Source organism: Cellulomonas taurus (genome assembly GCF_012931845.1).
Taxonomy (GTDB): Bacteria; Actinomycetota; Actinomycetes; order Actinomycetales; family Cellulomonadaceae; genus Cellulomonas; species Cellulomonas taurus.
In genome coordinates, this window is the sequence record NZ_CP051884.1 from 1053462 (window position 1) to 1076353 (window position 22892).

Below are 22892 nucleotides of genomic sequence, written 5' to 3' on the forward strand. Positions count from 1 at the left end.
GTTCAGCATGCCCGAACTGCCCGAGGTCGAGACCGTCCGCGACGGCCTCGCCCGGCATGTGATCGGCCGTCGCGTCGCGGGGGTCGAGGTGCGCCGACCCGCCAGCGTCCGTCGACACCTGGGTGGGGCCGCCGACCTGACCGGTCGCCTGGTCGGCCGGGAGTTCACCGCCGCCGCGCGACGGGGCAAGTTCCTCTGGTTGCCGCTGGGCCACCCGGAGTCGGACGACGCCCTGCTGGCCCACCTGGGGATGAGCGGACAGCTGCTGGTCCGGGCCGATCCGAGCGAGGGCGGCGACCACCGGCACCTGCGGGTGCGGCTGCTGCTGGACGACGGCGGCACCCTGGACTTCGTCGACCAGCGCACCTTCGGCCACCTCGCGGTGGTCGACCTGGAACCGACCGCCGACGGCCGCCCGGGCGGTGCCGGCACCGACGCGGCCCTGGTGCCCGCCCCCGCCGCGCACATCGCCCGTGACCTGCTCGACCCGGCCCTGGACCGGGACGCCCTCACCCGTGCCCTGCGTCGCAAGCGCACGGTGGTCAAGCGCGCCCTGCTCGACCAGACCCTGGTCTCCGGGGTGGGCAACATCTACGCCGACGAGGGTCTGTGGCGGGCCCGGATCCACCCCGAGCACCCGACGCCGGAGTTGAGCGTCGAGCAGGCGCACCGGGTACTGGACGGGGTGGCCGAGGTGATGACCGCCGCGCTGCGCCAGGGTGGCACCAGCTTCGACGCGCTGTACGTGAACGTGAACGGCGCCAGCGGCTACTTCGACCGGTCGCTGGCGGTGTACGGCCAGGGTGGCCGGGCGTGCCCGCGTTGCGGTGCGCCGGTGGTGCGGGAGAAGTTCATGAACCGGTCGAGTCACTTCTGCCCGGTGTGCCAGCCCCGCTGAGCCGGTGCAGCAGCGGGGTGTTGACCCGCCGGGTGAAGAAGTCGATCAGCGGACCGGCGAAGAACGCCGTCATCACGGTGCCGATCCCGACCGGTCCACCCAGGACGATCGCCAGCGCGACGAAGATCAGGTCCTGCGCCACCCGGATCACCCGGTACCGGACCCGGCTCCGGTCCACCACGATGGGTGCGATCGCGTCATAGGGGGCGGTGCCGATCCCGGCGGTCATGTAGGCCGACGCCCCGGCGGTGAACAGCACGATGCCGACGACGAACAGCCCCGCCTGGGTCAGCCGGGTCGGGTCGGCGGGCACCAGGGGAGCGAGCAGCGCGCTGAACCACTGGACGAAGAAGCCGGTGAGCACCATGTTCAGCACGGTGCCCAGTCCGATGTAGCGCCGACCCCAGATCAGCACCGGCACGAACAGCAGCAGGTTCACCACGAGCTGGTAGAGCCCGAGGTCGATCCCGAGGCGGGAGCTGCCGCCGATGTTGGCGGCGGTGAACGGGTCCACCCCGACCGAGGCGCTGAGCAGGGTCGCCGATCCTGCCGCCAGCACCGCGATGCCGAGCACCGCCCAGACAGCCCGACGGACCAGATCGCCGCCGGTGGGCCGCTGCGGCCGGTCGTGCGACGTGAGATCGCGCGGCCCGCCCGTGTCCGAGGGCCGGGGGCTCGGCCCGCCCGTGTCCGGCATCAGCGCTCGACCGTGTTCCGCAACGGCTCGCCGCGGTGGAAGGCGGCGATGTTGTCGGACAGCAGGGTGTCCGCGCCGACCGGTCGGCCACCCGCGGCGTGCGGCGTGATCAGCAGGTTCGGCAGGTCCCAGAGCGGGGAGTCCGACGGCAGCGGCTCGGTGGCGGTGACGTCCAGGGCGGCCGCCGCCAGTCGTCCTTCCCGCAGGGCGTGCAGCAGGGCGCCCTCGTGCACCGTGCTGCCCCGCCCGACGTTGACGAACACGGCGTGGGCCGGCAGGCGGCGCAGCACGGTGTCGTCGACGATCCGTCGGGTGGCGGTGGTCGCGGGCAGGATGTCGATCAGCACATCGGTGCGGGGGAGCAGCTCCTGGGCCTCCTCGCGGGTGACGACCGGGTAGCCGGCCCGGTGCCCGGCGGTGGAGGCGATCCCCACCACCTGCGCCCCGAGCAGGGTCAGCGCGGGAGCCAGCCGTGCCGCGATCGACCCGAAGCCCCAGATCAGTACCCGGGCGCCGGAGAGCGACCCGAAGCCGGATCCGGCGCTGCCCGGGATCGGCTGCAGCCCGCCGATCTCGCTGGACCAGTCCCGCCGCTGCTGAGCACGGATCGCCTCCGGCAACCGGCGGGCCAGGGCGAGCAGCAGCGCGAGGGTGTGCTCGGCCACCGGACCGTCGTGCAGCCCGCGCCCGGAGCTGACCACCACCGCCGGGTCGAACCCGGCGGCCAGCACCGCATCCGGTCCGGCCGCCAACGACTGCACCCAGCGCAACCGGGTCAGGTCCCGGGCGGCCTCGGCGAGCCGGTCGGCGGGGTTGCCCCACACCACCAGGGCGTCGGCGTCGCGCAGCTCGGCGGGGATCGGTTCGCGGACGTCGTAGCGGGCCGCCCGCACCCCGTCCGGCAGGGTCGGGTCGAGCGCGATCGTGTCCGGGAGCAGCACCAACGTCATGGCAGGAGAGTGGCGCAGCCGGGTCCCGGGCGCCAGCGGCGACGGTGCGGGCTTTGGTCCCGGGTGTTGGCTACGATGACCGGGTGTCCGCCACGAACACCACCCCCGAGCCCGCCCACACCCCTGAGATCTCCGTGATGATCGTCGACGACCACGAGGTCGTGCGACGGGGTATCGCCGAGGTCGTCGAGCGCGCCGACGGCATGAAGGTCGTCGCCGAGGCGGGATCGGTGGCCGACGGCGTGCGCCGGGCCGGTCTGGTGCACCCCCAGGTGCTGCTGGTCGACCTGCAGTTGCCGGACGGCACCGGCATCGACCTGATGACCCAGGTGCGGCCGCTGCTGCCCGACGCCCGGGCGATCGTGCTGACCTCCTTCGACGATGACGACGCGCTGGCCGCCGCGCTGGAGGCCGGGGCCGCCGCCTATCTGCTCAAGAGCGTCCGCGGCGCGGAGATCACCGACGTGATCCGTGCCGTCGCCGCCGGCCGCACCCTGCTGGACGAGCGCACGGTCACCCGCCGCCGCGCCGGGCACGAGGACCCGACCGAGAACCTCACGCCGAGCGAGCTCAAGGTGCTGGACCTGATCGGCGACGGGATGTCGAACCGGGAGATCGCCGAGAAGCTGGGCGTGGCCGAGAAGACGGTGAAGAACCACATCACCTCGCTGCTGTCGAAGATGGGCCTGCAGCGTCGCACCCAGGTCGCCGCCTGGGTCGCCGCCCGCCGGCACAGCAGCTGGCGCGCGGACACCGGCCAGCACTGAGCCCGCACCCGCCGGGCGTCAGCCCAGCGGGACCTCCCAGCTCAGCAGCGTGCCCGGCCCCTCCGGCGCGGCGCCGAGGGAGAACGTCCCGCCGTGCTGCCGCGCCCGGGTGGCCAGGTTCCCGGTGCCGGAGCGCCGGTCCCGCACCGCGGGCAGTCCCAGCCCGTCGTCCCGGACCTCCACCCGGACGGTGCCGGTGGGGCCGGTGCCGGTGACGCAGACCTTCACCGACACCGACGACGCGTGGGCGTGCCGGGCGGCGTTCGCCAGGCCCTCGCGCACCACGGCGACCACGTCGTCGCTCTTGTCCGGGCCGATCCGCTCGTCCACCAGGTCGGCGATGATGTAGTCGCTGTCGGCGACGGTCTCACCGTCCATCTCCACGATCAGGGACGGGGCGAAACCGAGGCCGGTGCGGGCGAGGGACGCCTCGCGCCGGAGCCGCTCGATGATGCCGGTGGCGGCGTCCGGGTCGCGCAGCGCGTAGACGATCTGCCGGATCTGTCGCACCGAGGCGTCGACGTTGTCCAGCGCTTCCTCGACGATGCTGGTCAGCTCCGCGGGATCGACTCCCCGGGCGGAGCGGCGACGGACCGTCTCCAGCTGCATGCCGGTGGCGAACAGCTGCTGGATCGCCAGGTCGTGCAGATCGCGGGCGATCCGCTCCCGCTCGTCCAGCAGCGCCGCGACGTCCTGCGCGTGCCGGGCCTCGGCGAGCACGAACGCCAGGGCGGCCTGGGCGGCGAAGGACTCGGCCGTGGCCAGGTCATGCGGCGCGAACACCGGCGCGCCGACCCGGCGCAGCAGGATGAGCACACCGACGCCGCGGCCCGAGGTCTGCAACGGCGCGAAGATCGCCGACCCGAAGGCCCGCATCGCCGGGATCTTCACCTGCCGGGACGCCGAGATGGACTCGACCAGCATCCCGGAGCCCTCGGTCAGCACCGCCCAGGAGCTGCCGTCCCGGGGGAGGACGGCGCCGATCAGACTCTGCGCGTTGTGCCCGTCGGCCAGTTCGATCAGCAGCTCGTCGCCCACTCCTGGCAGGGCCAGGGCGGCGGCATCGGCGTCGGCGACCTCCCGGGCGGTGGCGGCGATGTGCGCCAGCGCCTCCTCCTCGTCGGCGCCGGACAGCAGCATCGTGGTGATCTCCTGGCCGGCCCGCAGCCAGTGCTCGCGGCGGGCGCCCTCGGAGTAGAGCTGCGCATTGGCGACCGCGACACCGGCGGTGGCGGCCAGCGCGATCACCGTGGTCTCGTCCTGGTCGGTGAACCCGCCGGACTTCTCCGCCAGGTACAGGTAGCCGTACACCTGATCGCGGACCCGGACCGCTGCGCCGAGGAACGACCCCATCGGCGGGTGCTCGCGCGGCCAGCCCTCGAACGCCGGGTGCTGGGTCAGGTCGGCCAGCCGCAGCACGCCGGTGTCCGGGATCCGGCTCAGGACACCCCGGGCGTGCGGCGGGTGGCCCATCATCGCGGCGAGCTGTGCGGGCACGCCAGCCTGGACGAAGGTGGTGGACTCGCCGCGGGAGTCGAGGACGTTGATCGCACCGTAGGTGGCGCCGGTCAGCTCCACGGACACCCGGACGAACCGCTCCAGCACGGTGGGCAGCTCCAGGTCCGATGCCACCGACAGCACGGCGTCCAGCAGGTCGCTCAGGTGGTCGCCGGAGTCGACACCGGAGACCACCTCGACCCGGGGCCGACCGTCGGGGTCGGTGAGGTGGATCGTCGTGGTGACGCCGTGGCCGGGGTGCCTGGTCAGGTTCTCGGTCATGCGTCGTCCTGCCCTCGTCTGGTGTGTCAGCCGGCGGCGCGGATCAGCTCGGCGGCGTGGGCCTCACGGTACTGGGGATTGTCGGCCACCAGCTGCTGGTGCGTCCCGCGTGCCGCGACCCGGCCACCGTCCAGCAGCAGCACCTCGTCCGCCGCCGCCAGGGCCGCCAGCCGGTGCGTCACCACCAGGACACCCCGGTCGTCGGTGGCCCGGCCCAGCAGGTCGCCCACCAGCCGGTCGGCGGTGCCGGGGTCGAGGTGCTCGGCGGGTTCGTCGATCAGCAGCAGCGGGGCCGGGGACAGCAGTGCCCGGGCCAGCAGCAGCCGCCGTCGTTCACCGCCGGAGACGGTGCGTGCGTCCGAGCCCAGTGCCGTCTGTACCCCGTCCGGCAGCCCGGTGAGCCAGTCGCCCAGTCCGGCGGTCCGGAGGGCCGCGCGTGCCTCGTCCTCGGTGGCCGACCCGCGGGCCACCCGGAGGTTCTCCAGCACCGTGGTCTCGAAGACGTGGGCGTCCTCGGTGGTCAGGGACAGCCGTGCCAGCCGGGCACCGGCATCGGTGGCGCTCAGCGGCACCCCGTCGAGCAGCAGGTCGCCGCCCCGTGCCGGGAGGAATCCGGCCAGGGTGAGCAGCAAGGTGGTCTTGCCGATCCCGGAGGGACCGACCACCGCCACCGATCGTCCCGGTCGCAGGTCCAGGTCCAGCCCGGTCAGCAGCGGCTCGCGGCCGGGCCAACCGATGGCGAGGTCACGGGCGATGAGGGTGGGACCGTCGCCCGCCGGGACGTCCACCGGCAGGGGCTGTTGGTCGGCGACCGGCTCCGGCGCACCGTCGGCGGCGTCGAGCAGCGCCATCAGCCGGGCGGCGGCGGTCCGGGAGCGGTGCACCTGGATCGCTGCGGCCGGCAGCACGCTGGTCGCCTCGAAGGCCGCCAGCGGGGTCAGCACCAGCACCGCGAGCTCCACCGGGGCGATCTGTCCGGCGGTGAGGGCGGGGATCCCGGTCAGGAGGGCGCCGAGCACCGCGATGCCGATCGCCAGGTTGCCCAGAGCGGCGGCCAGAGCGGCGGGCCCGGCACCGGCGTCGGTGGCGTGGGCCAGATCGGCGTCCGCGGCGCGCAGCCGGTCGAGCTCGTCCGAGGTCCGGCCCTGGACCGCCAGGGGCCCGGCATCGTCCAGGAGCCCGAGCGCGGTGGCGGCCATCCGGGAGCGGGCGTCGGCGGCGCGCTCCTCGGTGGCGCGGGCGGCCCGCTGGGCGAGCCACGGGGCGACCACACCGGCGAGCACCAGGCAGAGCGCGAGGATCGCGGCCGACACCGGCAGGAACGCCGCCATCGCGGCGACCGTGCCGACCCCGAGCACCAGCGCGACGGTGGCGGGGAGCAACCCGCGCACGACCACATCGCCCACCGCGTCCACATCCGCACCGACCCGGGCCAGCAGGTCCCCCCGGCGCACCGCGAGGGTGGCCTCCGGTCGACCGGTGGCGAGCCGCTGGTAGAGCGTGGTGCGCAGGGTGGTCATCCCGCGCAGCGCCACATCGTGCGAGACCAGGCGGTCCAGGTAGCGGAACAGGCCGCGGCCGATGCCGAACGCCCGCACCCCCACGGTGGCGACCGACAGGGTGAGCACCGGCGGCATCTGGGACGCCCGGGTGATCAGCCACGCGGACACGGCCGCCAGGGCGACGGCGCAGCCCAGGGCCAGCGTGCCGAGCAGAGCGGACAACGCGAACCGGCGACGGTCCACGTCCAGCAGGGCGACGGCGCGCCACAGCGGATCGGTGCGGCGACCGGCGCTCATCGCCGCTCCTCCGGGGTGGCGGGCGCAGCCGAGGTCGGCGACGGGGTGGCGGGCGCAGCCGAGGTCGGCGACGGGGTGGCGGGCGCAGCCGAGGTCGGCGACGGGGTGGTGGCCGACGGCGCGGGTGAGCCGGGCGCGACGGTCTCGGCGTGCACGGTCACGACGGTGTCCGCCAGCGCGATCAGCGAGGGTCGGTGGGCGACCAGCAGCACGGTGCGGCCCTCGGCGCGCAGGCGGCGCACGGTGTCCAACACCACCCGCTCACCGGCGGCATCCAGGTGCGCGGTCGGCTCGTCGAGCACCACCACCGGGGCGTCGGACAGCAGGGCCCGGGTCAGGGCCACGCGCTGGCGTTGGCCGACGCTCAGCCCGGCTCCGCCACGACCCAGGTCCGTGTCCCAGCCGTACGGCAGTCCGGCGACCACGGAGTCCAGGCCGGTCAGGGCGGCGGCCCGGTCGCGGCCGGCGGTGTCGGTGGTCGTGTCGCCCCGGACCAAGCGGTCCAGGGTCGCGGGCTCCAATACGGGACGCTGCGGCAGCCAGGCGATCTGGGACCAGTAACCGCGCTGGTCGATCTCGGCCAGCGGGTGCACGGTGCCGTCGGCGTCGATCAGCTCGGCGGACCCGGAGTCGGGGCGCAGCAGTCCGAGCAGCACCTCGATGGTGGTCGACTTCCCGCCACCGCTGGGGCCGGTGACCGCCACCGTGCTGCCCGGGGCGAGCGTCAGGTCCAGATGCGCGGGTGCGAGCTGGTCCCGGCCGGGGGCGCGCACCGTGACGTCGGTGAGTCGGATCGTGGTCGAGCGCAGGTCGGGGGCGGGACGGCTGCCGGTCGGCGGCAGGGGGGTCTCCAGCACCTCGAAGACCTGCTCGGCCGCCGCCACCCCGTCGGTGGAGGCATGGAACTGGGCACCGACCTGCCGCAGCGGCCAGTACACCTCGGGCGCCAGGATCAGCACCGCCAGCCCGTCGACCAGGGTCATGTTCCCGTAGACCAGGCGCAGGCCGATGCTGACAGCGACCAGGGCGACCGACAGGGTGGTGAGCAGTTCGAGCGCCATCCCGGAGAGGAAGGCGATCCGCAGCGTGCCCATCGTCGCCTTGCGGTGGGCGTCGCCCAGCGCCTGCACCCGGCGCGCCGGGCCGCGCTCGCGTCCGAACGCGCGCAGCGTGGCGATCCCGGCGATCAGGTCGAGCACCTGGGAGCCGAGGCGCTGCATCACCACCAGTCCGCGCTCGGAACGGCCCTGGGTGAGCTGCCCGATCAGCACCATGAAGATCGGGATCAGCGGCAGCGTGCCCGCGGCGATCACCGCGCTCAGCCAGTCGAGCCGCAGGATCACCACCAGGGTGGCCGGCGTGACGGTGGCGGACAGCACCAGCTGCGGCAAATACTTCACGAAGTAGGCGTCCAGGGCGTCCAGTCCGCGGGTGGACAGCGTGACCACCCGCGGACCGGCGCCCTCGGCCAGCCAGCGCGGACCCAGGACGGCGGCCCGGGCCACCACCTGTTCCCGCAGCTCGGCGACGGCACGGGTCGCCGAACGATGCGCGTACCGCTCCTGCACCCCGGTGGCCAGGGCGCGCAGGGCGATCACGACGGTGAGCCACCCGATCCTCGGCAGCAGCTCCGACAGCGGGGCACCGTCGTGCGCCGCCGCGGCGAGCACCTGCGCGAGCAGGATCGCCTGGGCGACGACGAGCGCCGCGGTCAGGATGCCGAGCGCGACCGTGAGGGCCAGATAGCCCCGGGCGGCCCGGGCGTAACGCAGCAGACGAGGATCGAGCGGCTTCACAGGGTGAGTGTCTCCGTCAGACCTGAGCGGTGGCGGACGGCTCGTCCTTGCGCGCGGTGACCTGCGCGAAGGTCAGGCCGGTGTGCTCCGGGATGTGCTCGGCGGAGATCCGCTTGCGGAACACCCAGTAGGTCCAGCCCTGGTAGAGCAGCACCAGCGGGGTGAGGAACCCGGCGACCCAGGTCATCACGGTGAGGGTGTACGGGGTGGAGGACGCCTCGGCGATGGTGAGCGAGTTCGCCGGGTCCAGCGCGGGCATCACGTCCGGGTACATCGACCCGAAGATCAGCACCACGGCCGCCACGATCACGACGGCGGAGGCGATGAACGCCCAGCCCTCGCGCCGCATCCGGGTGGTGACCACCACCGCGACCAGGCCCAGGGCGGCGACCACGACGGCGGCCCAGGTCCAGGCGACCGAGAAGGCCAGCTGCGCCCAGATCGCCCAGGCGGCGGCGACCACCAGGGTGACGACGGAGAGCGAGGACGCGACCTTGCCCGCCTTCTCGTGGATCTCACCGGAGGTCTTCAGTGCCAGGAAGATCGCGCCGTGCGTGACGAACAGCAGGGCGGTCGTCGCACCGCCGAGCAGGGCGAAGGGGTTGAGCAGGGCGAAGAACCCGCCGACGTACTGGTGGTTCGCGTCCAGCTCGACGCCGCGCACCAGGTTCGCGAAGGCCACGCCCCACAGGATCGCCGGGGCGTAGGAGCCGAAGACGATCGCCCGGTCCACCCACGCGCGCCAGGTGTCGGAGTTGATCTTCCCGCGCCACTCGAAGGCGACCACTCGGACGATCAGCGCCGCCAGGATCAGCAGCAGGGCCAGGTAGAAGCCGGAGAACATCGTGGCGTACCACTCCGGGAAGGCCGCGAAGGTGGCACCACCGGCGGTGAGCAGCCACACCTCGTTGCCGTCCCACACCGGGCCGATGGTGTTGATCATCACGCGACGGTTCTTGTCGTCTTTGCCGAGGAACGGCAGCAACATGCCCACGCCGAAGTCGAAGCCCTCCAGGACGAGGTAACCCGTCCACAGGACTGCGATCAGCACGAACCACAGGATCGAGAGGTCCATGTCGGTACTCCGGTCTCAGTAGGCGAACGACAGCGGCCGGTCGGCCGAGGCGGGGTCGTTCGGGTCGGGCTTGTTGTCCGGGTTGTCCGGCGAGACGTCCTTCTCCTTGTCGGCGACGCCCTCGACCGCGTAGCGCTTCATCAGGCGGAACCAGGCCACCGCGAGCACGCCGTACAGCAGGGTGAAGACGACCAGGGAGATGACCACCTCGGTGGGGGAGACCACCTCGGAGACGCCGCGCATGGTGAGCAGCCGGATCTCGTCGATGCCGCTCGGGTTCGGGGCGACCACCCAGGGCTGACGGCCCATCTCGGTGAAGATCCAGCCGAAGGCCGAGGCGAGGAACGGCGTCGGGATCGCCCAGATGCCGATCCGGGCCAGCCACGTGTTGCCGGAGACCCGGCCGTTGCGGGTGAGCCACATCGCGGTCAGGGCCAGCGCCGCCGAACCGAGGGCGAAGCCGATCATCAGACGGAACGACCAGTAGGTGATGGTCAGGTCCGGGATGTAGTTGACGTCGGTGCTGCCGTCGCCGTAGCGGGCGGTGTACTCGGCCTGCAGGTCCTCGACGCCACGCAGCTCGGAGGAGAAGTCGTTGTTCGCGAGGAAGGACAGCAGACCCGGGATCTCGATGTAGTGGGTCACGCCCTCGCAGTTGTTGGTCAGGTCGCCGATCGCCAGCAGGGAGAACGACGCGCCGTCGGTGGTGGTGCACAGTGCCTCGGCGGCGGCCATCTTGGTCGGCTGCTGCTCGAACATCAGCTGGCCCTGGGCGTGCCCGGAGATGCCCAGTCCGACACCGGCGATCAGCATGGTGATGACGCCGAGCTGCACGGCGGGGCGGTAGACCTCGCGGGCCTTCGCCTCCTGGCCCTTGCGGACCAGGCGCACCATCCACCACGCGGCGATCCCGGCGACGAAGGTGCCGGCGGTCAGGAAGGCGGCGGTGATGGTGTGCGGGAAGGCGGCCATCAGGGTGTTGTTGGTCAGCACCGCCCCGATGTCGGTCATCTCGGCGCGGCCGGTCTCCAGGTTGAACTCGGTGCCCACCGGGTGCTGCATCCAGGAGTTCGCGGCCAGGATGAAGAAGGCCGACAGGTTGGTGGCCAGCGCCACGGCCCAGATGCAGGCCAGGTGGATCTTCTTGGGCAGCTTGTCCCAGCCGAAGATCCACAGTCCGAGGAAGGTCGACTCGACGAAGAACGCCGCCAGGGCTTCCATCGCCAGGGGAGCGCCGAAGACGTCACCGACGAAGCGGGAGTACTCGGACCAGTTCATGCCGAACTGGAACTCCTGGACGATGCCGGTGGCGACGCCGATCGCGAAGTTGATCAGCATCAGCTTGCCGAAGAACTTGGTCAGCTTGAGCCAGTTCTCGTTCTGGGTCCGCACCCAGATGGTCTGCATGATCGCGACCAGGGGGGCGAGCCCGATGGTCAGCGGCACGAAGATGAAGTGGTAGACGGTGGTGACACCGAACTGCCAGCGTGCCAGGTCGAGGGCGTCCACTCTGGGGCTCCGTCCGAGGGGGTGCTGAGGGGATGGGGAGGGTCGAAAGTCCGGGGGTTCGACCCACCATGGAAGGTATTGCGCCTTCGTTCACAAGCATAGGACGTAGGTCCCCCGAGATGACACCGTGTCGGCAAGTCGTGACGTGTCGCACACGCGTGATCTAGGGCACTGTGCGATACTCGCTCCGGCAGCAGGACCTCACACAGCCTGCGCTGGACGACGAGTACGCCTGACCGGCGCGCCGAGTACGCCAGCCGCCGCCCGACCGCCCGCGTCGAGATGACCGCGGGGTGAGGGCAGGCGATGGCGCCGAGCGCACGGGGCGGGCGACCGACATCGACTTCCGTCAGCGCGGAGACGCGGATGACGACCGAACCGCCCACGGGGGCACCGGATGTGTGGCCGGGGTACCCGTGGCACCCAGGAGCACACGCACTGTGACATCCGAGAACCTCCCGAACGGCGAGAGCAGCACCGAGGCGCCCGCAGCGTCGAAGCCCGCCGCCAAGCGCCCCCGTCGCGCCACCCGTGCGGTGACCACCACCGGGGCGGCGCCCGCCAACGACGCGGCACCGGTCGCCGAGTCCACGACCCCGGCCGTGGAGCCGACCGCGGGCACCGCGGCCCCCGAGGTCGCCGCTGAGACGCCCGCCTCGGCACCCCGCCGGCGCACCCGCAAGGTGACCACGACGTCCGACGCCGGGACCGCCTCGACCACCGACGCGGCCACTGCCGCGACCCCCGACGCCCCGGCCGACGCCGCGCCGGTGAAGAAGGCCACCCGGAGCCGGAAGAAGGCCGTGGCGCCGGTCGCCGACCCGTCGACCGCCGAGGCCGCTGTCGCCGAGGCCGCTCCCGCCGAGGCCACTCCCGCCGCCGAGGCGCCGGTCGCCGACGCCGCCGCGCCGAAGAAGCGCGCCACCCGTAGCCGCAAGAAGCCGGTGGAGAGCGACATTGCCGCCGAGCCCGCCGCCCCCTCCGATGCTGCTGCGTCCGACGCCGACGCCGCTGCCTCGACCACCGCTGCCTCGACCACCGCTGCCGAGGCCCCGGCTGCCGCACCCAAGCGCCGTCGTGCGACCCGCAAGGCCGCCGCGCCGACCGACGCCGACACCCCCGCGACGGACTCGACCGGTGCCGGGTCGACCAGCGCCCGCTCCACCGGCGCCGAGTCCACTCCGGTCGAGCCGACCTCCGCCGAGTCCACCGCAGCCCAGTCCACCGGGTCCGAGACCTCGGCCGCCGAGGCCTCTGCCGAGACTCCCGCCGCCCCGGCCCGCCGCACCCGATCCCGCCGTGCGACCCGCCCGACCGCCGCTGCCGACTCCGCATCGGCGACGTCCGAGGCCGCCGACGCCGCGCGGGCGGTGCCCGCCGTCGAGCAGCAGACGGCCCCCGGTCAGTCGGTCGTCGACCCGGAGGACGCCGAGCTGGACGAGGAGTCCACCGAGGAGGAGTCCGCCGAGGTCGCCGCCGCGTCGACCGACGCCCCGCTGGACGTGCTCGCCGCGTTCTCCGGTGTGACCCCCGAGCCGCAGAAGCCCAGTGGCGGTCGCCTGGCCACCACCGCGCTGCTGTTCCAGGCCCCGGAGGCGACGCCGCGTCGCCGCCGCCGGGCCTCCGCACCCGCCGGTTCCCCGGAAGAGATCGCCGCCGCCGCGCACGCCGAGCAGCTGAACGCACCGGCCGAGTCGACCGAGCAGGACGCCGACGCCCGGACGACCGACGAGCAGACCGAGTCCACCGGCTCGACCGGCGGCAACCGCCGTGGCCGTGGTCGCCGTGGCGGTCGCAAGCGCGGCGGTCAGTCCAGCGAGTCCCAGACCACCGACGAGCAGACCACCGACGAGCGGCCCGCCGACGAGGTCGAGGACGACGCGGCGGTCGAGGCCGTCGACGAGTCCGCCGAGGACCAGACCGACGAGCGCACCGAGGGCGAGGACACGGAGGACTCCGAGGGGTCGCCGCGCCGTCGCCGCCGCCGGGGTGGCCGTGGCCGTCGCTCGCGCAGCAAGGACGGCGACGACTCCGCCGAGAACGCCGATGACGACGCCGCCGGTTCCACCGATGACGAGTCGGCTGACGACACCGACACCGAGTCCGACTCCGAGGATGAGGGCGGCAGCAGCAGCCGTCGTCGCCGTCGCCGTCGGCGGTCGTCCCGCTCGGGTGAGGGCGAGACCGCGACCAAGAGCAGCAGCCGGGACGAGGTGACCGCTCTGCGCGGGTCCACCCGCCTGGAGGCCAAGCGTCAGCGCCGCCGGGAGGGCCGGGACGCCGGTCGTCGTCGCCAGATCATCACCGAGGCCGAGTTCCTGGCCCGCCGCGAGTCGGTCGAGCGCAGCATGATCGTGCGCGAGCAGGGTGGCCGGACGCAGATCGCGGTGCTGGAGGACGGGGTGCTGGTCGAGCACTACGTCTCCAAGCAGGAGCAGGCGTCGATGGCCGGGAACGTCTACCTCGGCCGGGTGCAGAACGTGCTGCCGAGCATGGAGGCCGCGTTCATCGACGTCGGCCGCGGTCGCAACGCCGTGCTGTACGCCGGTGAGGTCAACTGGGACGCCGCCGGGGTCGAGGGCGGCAAGACCACCCGTCGGATCGAGCAGGCGCTCAAGTCCGGCGACTCGGTGCTGGTGCAGGTCACCAAGGACCCGATCGGGCACAAGGGTGCCCGCCTGACCTCGCAGATCACGCTGGCCGGTCGCTACCTGGTCTACGTGCCCGGTGGCGGCATGACCGGGATCAGCCGCAAGCTGCCCGACACCGAGCGCAGCCGTCTGAAGAAGATCCTGCGCGAGGTCGTGCCGGACTCCGCCGGCGTGATCGTGCGCACCGCCGCCGAGGGCGCCTCGGAGGAGGAGCTGCGCGCCGACGTCGTCCGGCTGCAGGCGCAGTGGGAGGCGATCGAGAAGAAGGCGAAGACCGCCTCCGCGCCGTCCCTGCTGCAGGGTGAGCCGGACATGGCGATCCGCGTCGTGCGCGACATCTTCAACGACGACTTCAGCTCGCTGGTCGTGCAGGGCGACGAGGCATGGGCGACGATCTCCGGTTACATCGGGGAGCTGGCGCCCGACCTGGTCGAGAAGATGAGCAAGTACACCGGCACCGGGGACGTGTTCCACGACCACCGGGTGGACGAGCAGCTCGCCAAGGGGATGGATCGCAAGGTGTGGCTGCCCTCGGGTGGCTCGCTGGTGATCGACCGCACCGAGGCGATGACCGTCGTCGACGTCAACACCGGCAAGTTCACCGGCGCGGGCGGCACCCTGGAGGAGACCGTCACCCGGAACAACCTGGAGGCGGCGGAGGAGATCGTCCGCCAGCTCCGGCTCCGGGACATCGGCGGCATCATCGTGATCGACTTCATCGACATGGTGCTGGAGTCCAACCGCGACCTGGTGCTGCGCCGCCTGGTCGAGTGCCTGGGCCGGGACCGCACCAAGCACCAGGTGGCCGAGGTCACCTCGCTGGGCCTGGTCCAGATGACCCGCAAGCGGGTGGGCCAGGGTCTGGTCGAGGCGTTCTCCGAGACCTGTGAGCACTGCCACGGCCGCGGCTTCATCGTGCACACCGAGCCGGTGGAGAAGAACGGCTGCGGTCAGCACCAGCACCCGGCACCGGAGAAGGACAAGGCTCCGACGGCCGAGGGCGAGTCCAAGCGGTCGCGTCGCAAGCGCGGGTCCGGTGCGGCGGCCTCGGCCCAGGCGGCGGCGGAGAAGGAGTCCGCCGTGCCGGTGCTGCCCGAGGCACGCGAGCAGGTGAACGCGACCCTGGCCACGATCGCGGCGGCCGCGGCGCACGCCCACCAGCACGACGAGGAGTCCGAGGGCACCGCGGTGGTGACCGAGGCCGTGGCCGAGACGGTCACCGAGTCCGCGGTGGAGGTGGCCGACGGTGAGCGTCCGTACCTGGACGTGTTCGCGGCGCTGGGCGAGCTGAACGGTGCCGAGAGCGCGCAGGCCGAGCCGGAGCCGGGCCTGGCCCTGAATCCGGTCGACCCGAGCGTCTTCGAGGACGGTGAGCCGATGCCGGAGAACGATCTGGCGGAGCTCGCCCAGGCCCCGGAGCAGCACGAAGAGTGATCGACGGGTACGCGGGCCCCGCGGCGGTTTGACCCCTGCCGAGCGGCCCGCGTATCCTTGAACGTCGGTGCGCTCTGGCGCGTGCCTCACCATCAGGTGGGGCAGGTCGGAGAGCGCCGTTCGTGTGTGAAGCCGTTGACTTCCCGATCCGCCGCCCTTGGCGCGTGTGGGACCGACAGGCTGCGGCACACGCCCTTGAACCTGTAGTTCGACGAGCAGAGATGAGCAGCAACGTGGTGTACGCGATCGTGAAGGCCGGCGGCCGTCAGGAGAAGGTCGCCGTTGGCGACATCGTCGTGGTCGACCGCCTCGCGGCCGGTGCCGGCGACACCGTCGAGCTGCCTGCGCTGCTGCTCGTCGACGGGGAGAAGGTGACCTCGGACGCAGCGGCGCTGGCCAAGATCACCGTGAGCGCGGAGGTCGTCCGGGACGAGCGTGGCCCGAAGATCGACATCCTGCGCTACAAGAACAAGACCGGCTACCGCCGTCGCCAGGGTCACCGCCAGGCGCTGACCCGTCTCAAGGTCACCGGCATCAAGTGACCTGCCGCGGGTTCGCCCGCGTCGTGATAAATCGGATCTAGAAAGCAGGCCTTGAGATGGCACACAAGAAGGGCGCGAGCTCCTCGCGCAACGGTCGTGACTCGAACGCTCAGCGTCTGGGCGTCAAGCGCTTCGGCGGCCAGGTCGTCGGCGCCGGTGAGATCATCGTGCGGCAGCGTGGCACCCACTTCCACCCCGGCGTGAACGTCGGTCGTGGCGGGGACGACACCCTGTTCGCCCTGGCCCCGGGTGCGGTGCAGTTCGGCACCCGCCGCGGTCGCAAGGTCATCGACGTCGTGACGGCCGACTGACCTCAGTTTCTCTGGTCGAAGGGGCGTACCGCGTCGGCGGTGCGCCCCTTCGCCATGTTTCGGCAGTATCCAGCAGGTCCCGGGGACTTCTCCCGGGAGTAGAGGAGTGAACCATGGCCGCCTTCGTCGATCGGGTGGTGCTGCACGCCAGTGGCGGAGACGGCGGCCACGGCTGTGCCTCGATCCGCCGGGAGAAGTTCAAGCCGCTGGCGGGTCCCGACGGCGGCAACGGCGGCAACGGCGGCTCGGTGATCCTGGTGGTCGACCCGCAGGTCACCACGCTGCTGGACTACCATCACTCGCCGCACCGGCACGCCCCCTCCGGTACGCAGGGCATGGGCGACTACCGCGCCGGCTCGACCGGTGCCGACCTGATCCTGCCGGTGCCGGACGGCACCGTGGTCAAGAGCCTCGACGGCGAGGTGCTGGCCGACCTGGTGGGCGTCGGGGCGACCTACACGATCGCCGAGGGCGGTCACGGTGGCCTGGGCAACATGGCGCTCGCCTCGCAGCGGCGCAAGGCGCCCGGGTTCGCGCTGCTCGGCGAGCCCGGCGACACGGCCGAGGTGGTCCTGGAGCTGAAGACCATCGCCGACGTGGCGCTGGTCGGTTACCCGAGTGCCGGCAAGTCGAGCCTGGTCGCGGCGATGTCCGCCGCCCGGCCGAAGATCGCCGACTACCCGTTCACCACCCTGGTGCCGAACCTCGGTGTGGTGCAGGCGGGCGACGCGCGCTACACCGTCGCCGACGTGCCGGGTCTGATCCCCGGCGCGAGCGAGGGGCGCGGCCTGGGCCTGGAGTTCCTGCGGCACATCGAGCGCTGCGCGGTGATCGTGCACGTGCTGGACTGCGCCACCCTGGAGTCCGACCGGGACCCGATCCGCGACCTGGACGTGATCGAGGCGGAGCTCGCCGCGTACAGCGGTGACCTGCAGATCGAGGGCGGCCGGGTGCCGCTGAACGAGCGCCCGCGCCTGATCGTGCTGAACAAGATCGATGTGCCGGACGCCCGGGACATGGCCGAGATGGTACGGCCCGAGCTGGAGGCCCGCGGTCTGCGGGTGTTCGAGATCTCCACCGCCAGCCACGAGGGTCTGCGGCCGTTGAGCTTCGCGCTGGCCGAGCTGGTCGAGCAGGCGCGCCGGGATGCCCCGGCCCCGGAGGCGGCACGCGTCGTGCTGCGGCCCAAGGCCGTCGACGCCAGCGGCTTCACCGTGACCCGTCAGCAGGACGGCGACCACGAGTTCTTCCAGGTCCGCGGTGCCAAGCCCGAGCGCTGGGTGCGGCAGACCGACTTCACCAACGACGAGGCGGTGGGCTACCTGGCCGACCGGCTCGCGCGGCTGGGTGTGGAGGACAAGCTGCTCAAGGCCGGTGCCGTCGCCGGCGCCGAGGTCGTGATCGGCGAGGGCGACCGCGCGGTGGTCTTCGACTGGGAGCCGACGCTGATGACCGGCTCGGAGCTGCTCGGCGGCCCGCGCGGCACCGACATGCGCCTGGACGACCACAGCCGGCCCACCCGCGGAGAGAAGCGCCGCGAGTACAAGGACCGGATGGACGCCAAGACCGAGGCCCGCGAGGAGCTGTGGCAGGAGCGTCAGGCCGGGCACTGGGCGGACCCGGACGAGGCCTGAGCTGTCCGGGTTCCGGATGCCGGTGACGGCCGGTCGCCCGGACGCGGGAGGATGGTGCCCGTGAGTGCCGCACCCCTGACCGATCGTCGCCTGCTGCCCGAGGTCCACCGTCTGGTGGTGAAGGTCGGATCGTCCTCGCTGACCGACGACTCCGGCAAGCTGGATCCGCGGCGGCTGCACGACCTGGTGGACGTGCTCGCGGCCCGGGTCAGCTCCGGCCACCAGGTGGTGCTGGTGTCCTCCGGCGCGATCGCCGCCGGGATGGACCCGTTGGGTCTGGCGCGGCGCCCACGCGACCTGGCGACCCAGCAGGCGGCCGCCTCGGTGGGGCAGGGCCTGCTGGTGGCGCACTACACCCGGGCCTTCGCCGACCATGGGCTGCGGGTGGGGCAGGTGCTGCTCACCGCGGACGACACGATGCGGCGCGGCCAGTACCGGAACGCGCAGCGCGCGCTGGACCGGCTGCTCGACCTCGGCATCGTGCCGATCATCAACGAGAACGACACGGTCGCCACCGACGAGATCCGGTTCGGCGACAACGACCGGCTGGCCGCGCTGGTGTCGCACCTGGTGCACGCCGACGCGATGACCCTGCTGACCGACGTCGACGGGCTCTACACCGGCCCGCCGAGCCACCCCGGGTCGCGGCGGATCACCGAGGTGCGCGGACCGAAGGACCTGGACGGGATCGACGTCACCGCCAAAGGCAGCGGGGTCGGCACTGGCGGCATGGTCACCAAGCTGGAGTCGGTGGCCATCGCGACGGCCTCCGGCATCCCGGTGGTGCTGACCTCGGCGGCGCAGGTCGCCGGAGCGCTGGCCGGCGAGGACGTCGGCACCTGGTTCGCCGCCACCGGTCGCCGCACCTCCACCCGCCTGCTGTGGCTCGCCTACGCGGCCCGCACCCGGGGTCGCCTGGTGCTGGACGACGGCGCCGTCACGGCCGTGGTCGAACGCGGGAAGTCGCTGCTGCCCGCCGGGGTCACCTCCGCCGAGGGCGACTTCCACGCCGGCGACCCGGTCGAGCTGGTGGACACCGCCGGGACGGTGATCGCGCGCGGACTCGTCGCCTACTCGGCGGAGGAGGTGCCCGACCTGCTCGGCCACTCCACCTCCGAGTTGCGGGCCGAGCTCGGCAAGGGCTACGACCGCGAGCTGGTGCACCGTGACGACCTGGTGCTGGTGCGCCGACGTCGCTGAGACGGCGCTCGTCGTCGTCGACGCCCCGGACTAGGCTGGGTGGATGACCACCACTGCCGCCCGTCCGGCCGCCGAGGTGAGCGAGCAGGTGCTCGCCGTGGCCCGCCGTGCCAAGGACGCCTCCCGTGCGCTGGCCGTCGCCACCCGAGGAACCAAGGACGCCGCCCTGCACGCGCTGGCCGACGCCCTGGTCGCCCAGTCGGCGCGGATCGTGGCCGCCAATGCCGAGGACCTGGAACGCGGACGGGCCAACGGCACGTCCGCCGGATTGCTGGACCGGCTCGCGCTGACCCCGGAGCGGATCGGTGCGATCGCCGCCGCCCTGCGCGACCTGGCGGCGCTGCCCGACCCGGTCGGCGAGGTGGTGCGCGGATCGACGCTGCCGAACGGTCTGCGGCTGCGGCAGGTCCGGGTACCGATGGGCGTGGTCGGGATGATCTACGAGGCGCGGCCGAACGTGACCGTGGACGCCGCCGGCCTCGCGCTGAAGAGTGGCAACGCCGTGATCCTGCGCGGTGGTTCCGCCGCCGCCCGGTCCAACGAGGTGATCGTGGACGTGCTGCGCGAGGCGCTGACCGCTTGCGAGCTGCCCGCCGATCTGGTGCAGTCCATCGACGCGTGGGGACGTCCGGGCGGGGTCGCCCTGATGCACGCTCGGGGGCTGGTGGACGTGCTGGTCCCGCGCGGTGGTGCCGACCTGATCCAGACGGTCGTCCGTGAGGCGACAGTGCCGGTGATCGAGACCGGGGTGGGCAACTGCCACGTGTACGTCGACGCCTCCGCCGACCCGGCGATGGCGCTGCCGATCCTGCTCAACTCCAAGACCCAGCGGGTCGGGGTGTGCAACGCCGCCGAGACGCTGCTGGTGCACCGGGACGCCGCCGCCGAGTTCCTGCCGTCAGCGCTCGCGGCGCTGGATGCGGCCGGGGTCACCGTGCACGCCGACGACGCGACCGCCGCCCTGGCACCGGCCGAGGTGACCGTGGTCCCGGCCACCGACGAGGACTGGGCGACCGAGTACCTGTCGCTGGACATCGCGGTGCGGGTGGTCGACGACCTGGACGCGGCGATCGAGCACATCCGGCGCTGGACCTCCGGGCACACCGAGGCCATCGTCACCCGGGACCTGGCGTCCTCCGAGCGGTTCGTCGCCGAGCTGGACTCGGCCGCCATCATGGTGAACGCCGCCACCCGGTTCACCGACGGGGGAGAGTTCGGGCTCGGCGCCGAGATCGGGATCTCCACCCAGAAGCTGCACGCCCGTGGCCCGATGGGGCTGGCCGAGCTGACCACCACCAAGTGGATCGTGCACGGCGACGGGCACATCCGACCCTGACCGAACGTGCGACACTGGACCATCCCGACGACCATCCCCAGGAGGACCTGTGAACACTGTGCTGCGCGCCGCTGAGGCTGCTGCCGAGCACGGGAACGAGCTGCCCTTCCCGCCCGCCGTGTTCGGGCTGGCCGGCTTCGGTGCACTGATCGCACTGCTGCTCGTCACCTACGCGTTCCGGAGCGTCGGCACCCGCCACTAAGCGGGGGCGAGGGCGACGGCATGACGCGACGACGGACCCGACTGGGCGTGATGGGTGGCACCTTCGACCCCATCCACCACGGTCACCTGGTAGCCGCCAGTGAGGTGGCAGCCCGGTTCGACCTGGACGAGGTGGTCTTCGTCCCCACCGGGGCACCGTCGTTCAAGCAGGACGTCGACGTCACGCCGGCCGAGCACCGCTACCTGATGACCGTGATCGCCACGGCATCCAACCCGAGGTTCACCGTCAGCCGGGTGGACATCGACCGACCGGGCCTGACCTACACCGTGGACACTCTGCGTGACCTCGCGGCGGAACGGCCCGACGCTGATCTGTACTTCATCACCGGCGCGGACGCCATCACCCAGATCCTCACCTGGAAGGACTCGGCGGAGCTCTTCGACCTGGCCCAGTTCGTCGCGGTCACCCGACCGGGACACCAACTGATCCTGGACGGACTGCCCACCCATCGGGTCAGCCAGTGGGAGATCCCCGCGCTGGCGATCTCGTCCACGGATGTGCGGGCCCGCGCCCAGGAGGGCCGACCGGTCTGGTACCTGGTGCCGGACGGCGTGGTCCAGTACATCGCGAAACACCACCTGTACGAAGGTCATCAGTCATGAGCACACCCGGCACCCCGCTGACCCGGCGGCAGCTGCGCGAACTCGAGGCGGCCCGGCTGGCCGCCCAGGGTGGCGCGAGCGGCACCGACGACGGACCCGCGGAGGGTCGCGGCGGCGGTGGCGCGGACGGTGCGGGGTCGGGTGCTGGCGGCGCTGGCGGTGCTGCCGGTGCCGGTGCTAAGTGGGGCGCGGCTGGGGCTCGCACGGCAGGTATGGCGCCGGGATCGGCCCGGGCTGGCGCGGCAGGTGCTGCGTCGGGGTCGGTCGGGGCTGGCACGGCAGGTGCTGCGCCGGGATCGGCTGGGGCTTCGGGTGCGGCGGGGGCTCCTGCTTCGAGGACCGGTGCTGCCGCGACCTCACGGCGGGCGCTGCGGGGTGGCCCGGTGGCGGCGCTGGGGCCGGACGGCCGGACCGCTGCCGAGCAGGGCAGCGCCCCGTACCAGGTACCCGGGATGCGCAGCGACGCCCCGGCGCGGACGCGACGGTCGATCCGGTCGACCGATGTCGGTGGCCCCGGGGTGGGTGCGGCGTCGGGTGGACCGACGGGTGCGACGTCGCCCCGTGTGGTTTCCCCGGGCGCGACCCCTCCCGGCGTGACGTCCCCGGGTGCGACGTCTCCGGGTGCGATGTCTCCCGGCGTGACCTCTTCCGGCGCAGGGAGCATCAGCGCGGCCGGACGGACCGCTGCGGCCGGGCAGACCGGTGCCCCCGGGAACGCCGGTCCGGTTCGGGCCGCTGGTGTCGCGGGTGCCGGAGCCGCGGCCGAGGCCGCACCGGGTACCCCCGGAGCGCGACCCGGTCAGCCCGCTGCTGGTGCCACCGGGCGCGGTGGCGACGCCGCGCGGGCAGTCGGCGGGTCGACGGGCGAGCCGTCGGGTGCCCCGGCGCGGGGTGCCGGGTGGGCGCCGACCGGGCTTGCCGGTGCAGGTGGCGCGGCGGCCCAGGAGGCGACCACCGGGACGGCCTCCTCGGGGACGGACGCCGGGGTGTCGCGCCCCGGGACGGCGCCGCTCGGAACGCGGGGCGTGCGGCCTGCTGGTGCTGGTCCTGCCGCCACTGGTCCTGCCGCCGCCGTGGGCGGTGCCGGGACGGGCGCGCGGGCGTGGACCCCGGCCGGGACGACGCCGAGCGACGCCGACTCGTCCCGGGGGAGTGCGCCCGGTCTCGCCACGCGGACGCCGGGTGCCACCGGCGCGGGCACACAGGGGACTGACACCCGCTCCGCTTCGGGCGCGGCCCTGGCGACCGGTGCCACTGCGGCCGGTGCCATTGCGACCGGCGCCCCTGCGACCGGCGCCCCTGCGACCGGTGCCGCCACGACCGGGAGCGACCCCGCCGCCGACGATGCCGAGACCCCCGACTGGCGCTCGCTGCTGAAGGCGATGGCCCCGCCGCCCGGTCCGGCGCAGGAGTCCGCCGAGACCGGGAGCATCCCGGTGGTGGAGGCGATGGCGGTGTCCGGCGGCGCCGCCGATGAGCTGCCGGAGCGGATCCGTCGCCCGCTGCCCTTCACCTGGTTGCAGTGGATCATCCTGATCGTGGTGTTCTTCGTGCTCGGCTTCCTGATCGTGCTGGTGGCGAAGACCGCCACCGGTGCGACGGGTGACATCACCCCGACGGTGGCGCTGGCCACCTCGTGGCTGCCACCCACCCCGCTCTGACCCCGACCTGTTGCACCGACGCCGTCCT

At 73.0% G+C, this 22892-nt stretch carries 18 protein-coding genes; 11 read left to right on the plus strand and 7 right to left on the minus strand.

What is annotated here, in order from left to right; translation table 11 throughout:
* Nucleotides 1-7: 7 nt before the first annotated feature.
* Nucleotides 8-898 carry a bifunctional DNA-formamidopyrimidine glycosylase/DNA-(apurinic or apyrimidinic site) lyase gene (gene mutM / locus HGK68_RS04790; protein WP_169164931.1) on the plus strand — a complete coding sequence of 297 codons (891 nt, stop codon included), beginning with the start codon at nt 8-10 and terminating at the stop codon, nt 896-898.
* Here the strand turns inward: mutM and HGK68_RS04795 are convergent.
* A complete protein-coding gene (locus tag HGK68_RS04795; RefSeq protein WP_206155805.1) occupies nt 852-1595 on the minus strand; it encodes a YczE/YyaS/YitT family protein in 744 nt (247 codons plus the stop codon). The genes mutM and HGK68_RS04795 overlap by 47 nt on opposite strands.
* Nucleotides 1595-2545 (minus strand): NAD(P)-dependent oxidoreductase, encoded by a 951-nt coding sequence (locus HGK68_RS04800; protein ID WP_169164932.1) that lies wholly within the window; start codon nt 2543-2545, stop codon nt 1595-1597. The genes HGK68_RS04795 and HGK68_RS04800 overlap by 1 nt, the downstream gene beginning before the upstream one ends.
* Before the next feature lie 137 nt (nt 2546-2682).
* Here HGK68_RS04800 and HGK68_RS04805 point away from each other — a divergent pair, with 137 nt between their 5' ends.
* Nucleotides 2683-3312: a response regulator gene (locus HGK68_RS04805; protein WP_169166952.1), complete on the plus strand. Its 630-nt coding sequence runs from the start codon at nt 2683-2685 to the stop codon at nt 3310-3312.
* A gap of 18 nt (nt 3313-3330) precedes the next feature.
* On the opposite strand, the gene HGK68_RS04810 is transcribed toward HGK68_RS04805, so the two are convergent.
* The 5 genes from HGK68_RS04810 to HGK68_RS04830 are packed head-to-tail and all read right to left on the minus strand — an operon-like array spanning nt 3331 to nt 11270.
* Nucleotides 3331-5091, minus strand: coding sequence for a GAF domain-containing sensor histidine kinase (locus HGK68_RS04810; protein ID WP_169164933.1), 1761 nt, complete (start codon nt 5089-5091; stop codon nt 3331-3333).
* Nucleotides 5092-5117: 26 nt separating this feature from the next.
* Entirely contained in the window at nt 5118-6890 is a 1773-nt protein-coding gene (gene cydC, locus HGK68_RS04815; RefSeq protein WP_169164934.1) for a thiol reductant ABC exporter subunit CydC, read from the minus strand.
* The gene (gene cydD, locus HGK68_RS04820; protein ID WP_169164935.1) at nt 6887-8686 is read right to left on the minus strand and encodes a thiol reductant ABC exporter subunit CydD; all 1800 of its coding nucleotides are present in this window, start codon (nt 8684-8686) and stop codon (nt 6887-6889) included. The genes cydC and cydD overlap by 4 nt, the downstream gene beginning before the upstream one ends.
* A 16-nt stretch (nt 8687-8702) precedes the next feature.
* Nucleotides 8703-9761: a cytochrome d ubiquinol oxidase subunit II gene (cydB, locus tag HGK68_RS04825; protein ID WP_169164936.1), complete on the minus strand. Its 1059-nt coding sequence runs from the start codon at nt 9759-9761 to the stop codon at nt 8703-8705.
* Between the two features lie 15 nt (nt 9762-9776).
* Nucleotides 9777-11270, minus strand: coding sequence for a cytochrome ubiquinol oxidase subunit I (locus HGK68_RS04830; RefSeq protein ID WP_169164937.1), 1494 nt, complete (start codon nt 11268-11270; stop codon nt 9777-9779).
* Between the two features lie 440 nt (nt 11271-11710).
* On the opposite strand from HGK68_RS04830, the gene HGK68_RS04835 reads away from it, so the two are divergent.
* The 9 genes from HGK68_RS04835 (at nt 11711) to HGK68_RS04875 (ending at nt 22864) form a co-directional block, all read left to right on the plus strand.
* Nucleotides 11711-15355, plus strand: coding sequence for a ribonuclease E/G (locus HGK68_RS04835; RefSeq protein WP_246260589.1), 3645 nt, complete (start codon nt 11711-11713; stop codon nt 15353-15355).
* Nucleotides 15356-15588: 233 nt separating this feature from the next.
* Nucleotides 15589-15897 carry a 50S ribosomal protein L21 gene (rplU, locus tag HGK68_RS04840; RefSeq protein WP_206155851.1) on the plus strand — a complete coding sequence of 103 codons (309 nt, stop codon included), beginning with the start codon at nt 15589-15591 and terminating at the stop codon, nt 15895-15897.
* Between the two features lie 56 nt (nt 15898-15953).
* Nucleotides 15954-16208, plus strand: coding sequence for a 50S ribosomal protein L27 (gene rpmA / locus HGK68_RS04845; protein WP_168631315.1), 255 nt, complete (start codon nt 15954-15956; stop codon nt 16206-16208).
* Between the two features lie 113 nt (nt 16209-16321).
* The gene (obgE, locus tag HGK68_RS04850; protein WP_169164939.1) at nt 16322-17842 is read left to right on the plus strand and encodes a GTPase ObgE; all 1521 of its coding nucleotides are present in this window, start codon (nt 16322-16324) and stop codon (nt 17840-17842) included.
* Nucleotides 17843-17893: 51 nt separating this feature from the next.
* Nucleotides 17894-19042, plus strand: a complete 1149-nt coding sequence (gene proB / locus HGK68_RS04855; protein ID WP_169164940.1) for a glutamate 5-kinase — start codon at nt 17894-17896, stop codon at nt 19040-19042.
* Between the two features lie 43 nt (nt 19043-19085).
* The gene (locus tag HGK68_RS04860) at nt 19086-20378 is read left to right on the plus strand and encodes a glutamate-5-semialdehyde dehydrogenase (RefSeq protein WP_169164941.1); all 1293 of its coding nucleotides are present in this window, start codon (nt 19086-19088) and stop codon (nt 20376-20378) included.
* 49 nt (nt 20379-20427) lie between these two features.
* Nucleotides 20428-20580, plus strand: a complete 153-nt coding sequence (locus HGK68_RS04865) for a hypothetical protein (RefSeq protein ID WP_168631324.1) — start codon at nt 20428-20430, stop codon at nt 20578-20580.
* Nucleotides 20581-20600: 20 nt separating this feature from the next.
* Entirely contained in the window at nt 20601-21203 is a 603-nt protein-coding gene (gene nadD / locus HGK68_RS04870) for a nicotinate-nucleotide adenylyltransferase (protein ID WP_169164942.1), read from the plus strand.
* 1382 nt (nt 21204-22585) lie between these two features.
* Nucleotides 22586-22864, plus strand: a complete 279-nt coding sequence (locus HGK68_RS04875) for a hypothetical protein (RefSeq protein ID WP_169164943.1) — start codon at nt 22586-22588, stop codon at nt 22862-22864.
* Nucleotides 22865-22892: the final 28 nt, after the last annotated feature.

Excerpts from the sequence above, each read along its gene's own strand:
- HGK68_RS04800 (WP_169164932.1), bottom strand. The coding sequence starts at position 2,545 with ATGACGTTGGTGCTGCTCCCGGACACGATCGCGCTCGACCCGACCCTG.
- nadD (WP_169164942.1), top strand. The coding sequence starts at position 20,601 with ATGACGCGACGACGGACCCGACTGGGCGTGATGGGTGGCACCTTCGAC.
- HGK68_RS04875 (WP_169164943.1), top strand. The coding sequence starts at position 22,586 with ATGGCCCCGCCGCCCGGTCCGGCGCAGGAGTCCGCCGAGACCGGGAGC.
- mutM (WP_169164931.1), top strand. The coding sequence starts at position 8 with ATGCCCGAACTGCCCGAGGTCGAGACCGTCCGCGACGGCCTCGCCCGG.
- rpmA (WP_168631315.1), top strand. The coding sequence starts at position 15,954 with ATGGCACACAAGAAGGGCGCGAGCTCCTCGCGCAACGGTCGTGACTCG.
- proB (WP_169164940.1), top strand. The coding sequence starts at position 17,894 with ATGGTGCCCGTGAGTGCCGCACCCCTGACCGATCGTCGCCTGCTGCCC.
- HGK68_RS04795 (WP_206155805.1), bottom strand. The coding sequence starts at position 1,595 with ATGCCGGACACGGGCGGGCCGAGCCCCCGGCCCTCGGACACGGGCGGG.
- HGK68_RS04805 (WP_169166952.1), top strand. The coding sequence starts at position 2,683 with ATGATCGTCGACGACCACGAGGTCGTGCGACGGGGTATCGCCGAGGTC.
- HGK68_RS04810 (WP_169164933.1), bottom strand. The coding sequence starts at position 5,091 with ATGACCGAGAACCTGACCAGGCACCCCGGCCACGGCGTCACCACGACG.
- cydB (WP_169164936.1), bottom strand. The coding sequence starts at position 9,761 with ATGGACCTCTCGATCCTGTGGTTCGTGCTGATCGCAGTCCTGTGGACG.
- cydC (WP_169164934.1), bottom strand. The coding sequence starts at position 6,890 with ATGAGCGCCGGTCGCCGCACCGATCCGCTGTGGCGCGCCGTCGCCCTG.
- obgE (WP_169164939.1), top strand. The coding sequence starts at position 16,322 with ATGGCCGCCTTCGTCGATCGGGTGGTGCTGCACGCCAGTGGCGGAGAC.
- HGK68_RS04860 (WP_169164941.1), top strand. The coding sequence starts at position 19,086 with ATGACCACCACTGCCGCCCGTCCGGCCGCCGAGGTGAGCGAGCAGGTG.